1 protein-coding gene and 2 pseudogenes are annotated in these 8699 nt (G+C 46.5%); all 3 read left to right on the top strand.

What is annotated here, in order from left to right:
* The coding region (locus ABW391_RS27670) for a T9SS type A sorting domain-containing protein (RefSeq protein ID WP_353485147.1) at positions 1–1958 on the top strand (1958 nt) is incomplete at its 5' end.
* Positions 1959–2420: 462 nt separating this feature from the next.
* Positions 2421–2525: pseudogene (locus ABW391_RS27665) on the top strand (TIGR01459 family HAD-type hydrolase); the annotation flags it as partial.
* A gap of 356 nt (positions 2526–2881) precedes the next feature.
* Positions 2882–8699, top strand: a pseudogene (locus tag ABW391_RS27660) (hypothetical protein); the annotation flags it as partial.

The raw sequence follows: 8699 nt of genomic DNA, 5'->3' as shown, positions 1-8699 counted from the left end.
ACCACAGCTTCATCTATACCCAGATCATCAAGGTATACGACGAAGTACGTCCAGTCGTAACTGGTACTCCAGGTAAATTCTGTATCCGTGAAGGTGGCGATTGCTTGGCCAACCTGAAAATGGTGATCAACGGCAAAGACAACTGTTCAGACAAAGTAACTTTGGAAACTCAGTTCCTGATGATTGCTCCGTTCCAGACTTTGGATGCCAGCAAAATGATCATGTACGCAACTCCACGCTGGAGCACCAAGGATTTGGGCAAAGGTGATTTCGAAATCAATGTTGCAAACTTGCCACAAGGCAAGCATGACCTGATCGTAGTAGTACGTGATGAGTGCGGCAACTTGAGTGTACCAACCCGGATTCCATTCACAGTTGAAGATTGCAAAGGACCAGCTCCAATTTGTATCAATGGCCTGTCTGTCAATCTGATGCCTGACGGTGCAGGAGGTGGCATGATGACGGTATGGGCTACGGATTTCGTAGCTTCAAAAATCTACGACTGCAACGGTCAGGACGCCAGTAAGGGCGACCCTAGCGGACGCCCTTTGGTCACCAAATACTCGGTCAACCGGGTGAAAGAACCGGTAGTGCCTACTCAAACGAGCATCAGCGTAACCTGCAAAGACCTTGAATTGGGCTTTATCCTGGTAGAACTGCACGCATGGGATGAAGCAGGCAACCAAGATTTCTGCGTAACCTTCATCGAAGTACAAGACAACCGCAAGGTATGTCCTGGATCAACAACGAATACTGCAAACATCGCAGGTACGATCGCCACCGAAGGCGCAGCCAAACTGCAAGGTGCAAGCATCACGTTGAGCGGACAAGCATCAATGAGCGCAACTACAACTGCCAACGGTGGTTATACTTTTGTCAACCTGGCCAAAGGCGGTGACTTCACGGTTACGCCCCAATTGGATAAAAACCACCTGAATGGTGTATCTACGTTTGACCTGGTATTGATCCAGAAGCACATCTTGGGCATTCAGGCGCTGAACAGCCCGTACAAGTTGATTGCGGCGGATGTGAACAACTCCAAGTCAATCTCCACGCTGGACATGATTCAATTGCGTAAGTTGATTTTGAACATCGATCCAACGTTCCAGAACAATACCTCCTGGCGTTTTGTGGATGCAGCGTATGTATTCCCCGAACCAGGCAATCCATGGTCAGCAAACTTCCCTGAAGTAGTGAGCGTGAACGACTTGGCGAATAATGTTACAGCGAACTTTGTAGCCATCAAAGTGGGCGATGTAAACGCCAGTGCGAGTGTAAGCAGCGCAACGAGTGCCGAAGTACGCAGCAACGGAGCGTTCAAACTGAACACACAGGAGCAAAGCCTGAAAATGGGCAATGAATACCGGGTAGCATTCAGCGGAGCGGACTTGCAAAACATCCAGGGTTGCCAGTTTGCACTGAACCTGGATCAAAGCAAAGTGGAGCTGGTAGACATTGAATACGGTGTAGCGAAAGCAGAGAACTTCGGCATCTTCAAAAACGAAGGTTTGATTACGACTTCCTGGAACGGGAAATACGAGCGAGGAGCATTGTTTACGCTGGTACTCCGCGCCAAAGCGGATGCCAAATTAAGCAGCGCCCTGAACCTGAACCGTGCCGTATCACCAGAAGCGTACAACCAAAACAATGAAAACCTGGGCATCGCCTTGAACTACGGCTTGGAAGCGATTGCAGATGGCTACGAGCTGCTGCAAAACACGCCAAACCCCTTCAATGGCGAAACACAGATAGGCTTCAAACTGCCCAAAGCCACCAAAGCGACGTTGAGCATCTCGGATGCAAAAGGAGCTCTGCTGTACAAAGTAGAAGGTAATTACGCCAAAGGCAGCAACCAGGTGACCTTGAAAAAGGAGCAACTGGGTGCGAGTGGGGTATTGTATTATACTTTGGAAACGACGGAGTTTATTGCGACGAAGAAGATGGTGATTTTGGAGTAAGGGACATATAGTTTGTCAATTACCCATAAAGCCAATCCGCATATTGAATGCGAATTAGTACTTTTCTATCTTGACCTAAAGTTATGGGACGTTGGATCAAATCACAAAGGTCAAACTGCAACGACAAATCGCTTAGCGATGACACATTTGTAGCGGCGGGTTGAAACCCACCGTTTATAGCGCAATATTAAAATGGGAGTGCCGTATGTACAATATTCTTTGGTTTAAAATGGGTCGTACCTATGGCACTCCTCTGAAAATAGATGCCATCTGATCTGCGGGTTGATACCCGCCGCTACGATTGCACCGTCGCTAAGCGACTATATTTTCGGAGACTAAAAATTTGTTCAGCTTATTTGATATGTGTTTTCAGCTTTTCTTAGAACCAATTGTACCATTCTTTATGGGTTCCAATGCCTGAATTTCAAATACAAGTCTGATTTAAGGATTTGTAGGTAATTGACGGCACTTGTACTCAGCGGAAATACCAGCGCCAGCGAAGCGGATATGAACATCCATTCTTCCGGAATTATCCCGGATTACATCTGCAGCTCGATAGTAGGGTAAATCTTAGCTTTGCCGGTTTTGTTGCTTCTTTGATTACTTTATAAAAAACAAATTATTTACAGTTTGTCTGATGGTTAATGGACAACACATTTGATATTTTTTATCTAAAAAATGTACCACTAGAGAAAAAAATTATATATTTGAGGCAGAAATCAACATCACTTCGATTTTTTCCACTGTTTCTGTCTTTCCATAGACATCTGATCACTCAAGTTGAGACCCTCAACTTTCCATCTTTTCCACACAAAGCAATCATTCAATCACAGAGACAACTCAAAATGGGTTTACAACTTTTGCATCTCTTGCTTGCTTGAGATGCAAATAGGCTGAATAGTTTACGCTAATATCATATCTCTATGAAAAACAAGTACCTACCGCTCCTTTTGGGGCTGCTACTGGCCGTATTGGACGTGTACGGAAACACGACCACAAGTAGTCACCGCTTGCCTCCCCGTATCGTTAAAGGGATCATAGTAGATGTTGGTACATCGGTCTTGGATAAAACCAAGCCTTTGGAAATAGGAATCACCATTTCAGAAAGCTCGGGATCGAATTCAGATGATGGCACCATATGTGCGGGGGCTGAAGTGGTGCTTGATGCACCCGAAATAGCACCCAACAATATTCCAAATGGATTTTCGAATTCTATAGGTTGTGTTACTCAAGCGCTGAGTTATACTTGGAGCAACAATAAAACAACGGATACGATTCACGTCGCACCAAATGTTACCACTACCTATACTGTTACGGTAACAGACTTCTGTGTAACAAATGAAGTTTTTTCGGTAACGATCACAGTTAACAGCCCAACCAAAGCATCGATCACCATCTCAGAAACGTCGGGAACAACTTCCGGCGACGGAATAGTCTGTGGAAGTGTCGAAGTAATTTTAGCTGCATCTGGAGGATTTACGGAAACTATACCAAATGGTTTCGCTGGGAGTGATGGAGCACAATCTGCCAATTTACAGATGGTTGTTCCATATCAATGGAGTACTACCGAGAGTACCAGTTCTATATCGGTGTCACCTTCTATTACCACCAGTTACACCGTTACGGTAACCGACAATAACTATTGTCCGAGTTCGGATACGGCAACAATAACGGTAAATGAATTGCCAACGGTATCCATTGATGTAAGTGAAACGTCAGGAACAATAGACAACGACGGAACGATCTGCGCAGGAGATTCCTTGACGCTGACAGCTACGGAGTCCACTCCGGGGATCCCCAATAATTTTACGGGTAATGATGCTCCGGTGCAAAATTTATTGGGCCCTGCGCCATCACTGACTTACGCCTGGAGCATCGGAGCGAGTACCAGTTCGATTCGGGTTGCACCCAATATCACTACTACCTATACGGTCACGGTGACGAATGCTGAAAGTTGTTCGGGCACCGCGATGAAAACGATCATCGTCAATCCTTTGCCCGAAGCCTCTATTGAAGTATCGGAAACATCTGGTGCCAGCAACAACGACAGTACAATTTGCGAAGGTGATCAGGTTACCCTAAGTGCGGGCTCTGTGGATGCTCCCAATAACTTTGCGGGCAACGATGCTCCTGCGTCGAGTCTGACAACTCCTGCATTAATTTATGAGTGGAGCAATGGTGAAAGTACCAGTTCGATCACGGTATCGCCCAATATCACCACTACCTATACGGTCACGGTGACGAATTCAAATAATTGCTCAGCAACAGCGACAAGAACCATTACAGTCAATCCATTGCCAACAACGCCTTCCATTAATGTGACGGAAACCTCAGGCACAACCAACAACGACGGAACGATTTGCAATGGCGACATGGTAACCCTGAGTGCAGGCACTCCAGCAATCCCGAATAACTTTGCGGGCAACGACGCTCCTGAGTCGAGTTTGGTCACTCCAGCTTTAACCTACTTATGGAGCAATACAGCGACCACGAGTTCGATTACTGTATCGCCTTCCACTACGACCACTTATACGGTCACAGTGACCAGCTTGGGTTGCTCAGCTTCCGCGACAAAAACTATCACGGTCAATCCATTGCCACCAACGCCTTCCATTAATGTGACGGAAACCTCAGGCACAACCAACAACGATGGCACGATTTGCAATGGCGACATGGTAACCCTGAGTGCAGGCACTGCGGCCATTCCGAATAGTTTTGCAGGCAATGATGCACCTGAGTCGAGTTTGGCAGTTCCTTCCTTAACGTATTTATGGAGCAATAATGCTACGACGAGTTCGATCACGGTAACACCGAATACTACGACCACCTATACGGTCACGGTGACCAGTTTGGGTTGCTCGGCTTCCGCGACAAAAACTATCACGGTCAATCCATTGCCACCAACGCCTTCCATTAATGTGACGGAAACCTCAGGCACAACCAACAACGATGGCACGATTTGCAATGGCGACATGGTAACCCTGAGTGCAGGCACTGCGGCCATTCCGAATAGTTTTGCAGGCAATGATGCACCTGAGTCGAGTTTGGCAGTTCCTTCCTTAACGTATTTATGGAGCAATAATGCTACGACGAGTTCGATCACGGTAACACCGAATACTACGACCACTTATACGGTCACAGTGACCAGTTTGGGTTGCTCGGCTACCGCGACAAAAACGATTATAGTCAATCCATTGCCTGAGGCTTCAATTAATATTTCAGAAACCTCGGGAATAGGCAACAATGATGGCACAATTTGTAATGGCGACTCGGTTACTTTAAGTACTGCTACGCCGTCAATTTCGAACAATATTGTTGGCAATGATGCACCCAGTCAGAGTTTGGGGACAGTTGGATTGACCTATGCCTGGAGTACCGGAGCGACGACGAGTTCGATCAGAGTAGCTCCTTCCATTACGACCACTTATACCCTCACCGTAACCAATTCTTTCGGTTGTACTAAAACTGCGTCAGAAACAATCATCGTTAACGAGCTACCCAACCCATCAATTAGTGTTTCGGAAACCTCAGGTAGCAGCAATGACGATGGCACAATTTGTAAGGGGGACGAAGTTACCTTGAGCGTTACGGAAGGATCAACTGGCCTACCCAATGGACTAACGGCCAGCAATGATTTGGTAAAACCAGCATTTGGACCAGTTGCCTTGACCTACCTTTGGAGCAATAGTGCTACGACCAGTTCGATCACGGTATCTCCAGATATTACGACCACATATACGGTTACCGTTACCAACTCCAGCAATTGTTCTGCAACGACGGGCAGTGTTGTTGTGGTAAATGATTTACCAAGCCTATCCATTGATTTTCTGGGATATGTTTGTAAAGATTCAACGATTACGCTTACCAGTACAATTGACGGTGGCTCAACGCCCTATTCCAATTATCAATGGACGCAGTCTGGCGATGGATCCGTTGAGATCATCAATAACAATGACGGAACGGCAACTGCCAAAGCGCTTACGGAAGGCAAAGTGTACATCGAATTCAATGTGACCGATGCCAGTGGCTGTAGTACGGAGGAAAATGTACTGGACAGTTTGGTTGTTTTCAATTGTAAAGTCGCTTTTACCAATGATTCTCCAACTGAAAACAGTCGTCGGGAAGACTACATGATCAACGACCCCTGTACTTGTAAAGGCAATGGTTTGTTTGATGAAACGGTTTGGATAGAACCTGGTTTGCCTGGTCAGATCTGGACAATAAAATCCATTTCTTCGCTGCGGGTTGGCGGCTCGGTTCCTCAAGAAATTACAGTAGGGGACACGCTGGATTTCCGCCAGGTCAATGATACAATAGCCATTTATGAAATCTCCTTTGTACACGTGGATAGCTCCGGTTTTGAAATCACCGTTGAAGGCCCCAATGGGCCGGGTAGCCAGGGTAATGTATTCCTTACCACCAACAATATTTGCTATTATCCCGATGTGGCCCTCAGTGGTTTGCCTGCCTTGATTTCTCCAACTGCTGTTCCATTTGTCGTTACAGGCAGCGCCGCAAACAATGCAAATGGACTGGGCACTTTTATATTAAATGGAAATACCCAACCGGGCGCAAGTCCTTCCCCCAGCAAATTAAAAATCAACCCTGCGAGTTTGCCACTAGGCATCAATACACTCGATTACGGCTTTGATGCCGATACTGCGGGCGCTAAAAACCTTAGCGATCCCGGTTGCGTTACGACCCTAAGTAAAACTTTCCAAGTTGCGAATTGCAGTTGCCAGGATGTTACAGTTCAATTAGATGCTACCTGCAAATTCCGTTTATTGCCTTATCTGTTGTCTGATGGCAACTGTGCGGGGGCAACAGTAAGGGTGATGGACAGCAACCCTGGTAATGGCGACATCATCGATTGCGCTGGAGTATGGACCTACGGCCTGTTTGATTCTTTTGGCAACATCCTCTGCTGGGGCAAGGTAACCGCTGAAGACAAAACTGCACCTGCAGTTGTTTGTACTGATTTCTTCAACGGTACTTTGGATTGCTTTGACGTAAACTACGTTTTGAACAACAACAAAACGATTGGTAGCGTATTGGACGCAGATGGCAACCGTCAAACTGCTTCTCCCAAGCCTGCTGCAACTGGTCTTCAGACCATTATTAACGCAGAAGGTGTTGCGGGTGATGATGACGGAGCTTGTAATTTGGTTCCTCCAGGCTTGGTTGCTGACGACATTCACAACCTGGGTTATCCCTACTTCAATGACAATTGCCGTACTTGCGGTTGCCGCGTTACTTTGAAGTGGAGCGACAAAGTGGTATTTTATAGCTGCGATTCTATTGCTGCCAATGGTATTTATGCCCGTATCTACCGCGAATGGGTAGCTACCGATTGCAATGGAATACGTTCCAGCATCATTCAGGTGATTCCATTTGCGCGTCCTGATGTTGTTTTGGACAATGGCTGTGGAACTCCTCCTGCTCCGTTCTCAAATGACAACTTGAAATTCCGTGGCATTGGTAGCTGTGGCGAAGACGCTGTAGTTCCTGCTCCAGGTTACGATTGGGTGGTTCAGTACAATTCTTGTACTCCTGATAAGAGCCTGATCAAAAAAATCGACGTTACGCCTTCTTTCCGCAGTTATTTCTGGAACTCAAAGACCAAGCGAGATATTTACATCGACGAAGTTGAATGCAACTATTCTGTGTCGATCAAGGATACTGAATTCCCAATCTGTGGTGGCAAAGGAGTGAAGATCGACCGCGAAATGTATATTTTCGATTGGTGTGCAGGTGGCGTGATCGATACGTTCCACATTCTGATCAAAATCGGAGACTTTACCCCTCCAAAGCTTGAATATGCGCACCATGCACCATTTGTGATCTCAACTGGTCCAATGGATTGTACTGCTGCTTTCCCTGTAACTGTAGCAGGCATCAAGTCTGCGTTTGGTGTGTCTATCACCGACAACTGCCTGGTAGCCAATGCAACAGTAAGCTTAAAAACCAAAGATCGTTATGTTAAAGGCATCCTGGTTGCTGAAAATACGTGGGATAAAGTGGATTATGCCATCATGAACGGCCAGATGATCGGAGTACCAGTAGGTACGCACCGCCTGATCATCGACGCATTTGATGGCTGCTACAATGCAAAGCGTGACTCGTTCACTTTCGAAGTAGAAGACAAGATTGCTCCAGTCATGAAGTGCGATGATCAATTAAATGTATCATTGAGCAATGGCAATGGCTACACCACTGGATACGCTCAGGCAACTGCAGAGGAAATCAACGAAGGCTCTTGGGACAACTGCAAGTTGGCTTGGATCAAAGTACGCCGCAACGTACCTACTGGTTGTGAAGCGAGCTTCATTGGCAAAGGATACGACACCAACGGCAACGGCAAATTGGATCCTCTTCCTGCGGATGGCGATTGGACCAAAGCGGACGGTTTTGACATCAACGGCGACGGAGATTTGGCTGATTTAGGTGAAACTTTCATCCTGAAGGGTGGCAAATTGATGACTCCGCTGCAAGACAAAGTAGAATTCTTCTGCTGCGACCTGACTGCACTGGTTACTATAGAATTGTGGGGAGCTGACATCTATGGCAACGCCAACTTCTGCTGGGATGAGCTGTTGATCGAAGACAAATTAGCACCTACTTGCGTTGCTCCATGGCCTTTGACCGTTGATTGCGATGAGAAATGTTTGGAGAAAATCGACAACAAGAAAGCCTCTGCACTTTGCTTTGGAGATGTAAGCATCACCTCAGGCAACGATTGTG

The organism is Haliscomenobacter sp., from assembly GCF_040403615.1.
Lineage (GTDB): Bacteria > Bacteroidota > Bacteroidia > Chitinophagales > Saprospiraceae > Haliscomenobacter.
Note: the sequence above shows the minus strand (reverse complement) of the source record. Positions and strands in the feature narration are given on the sequence as shown.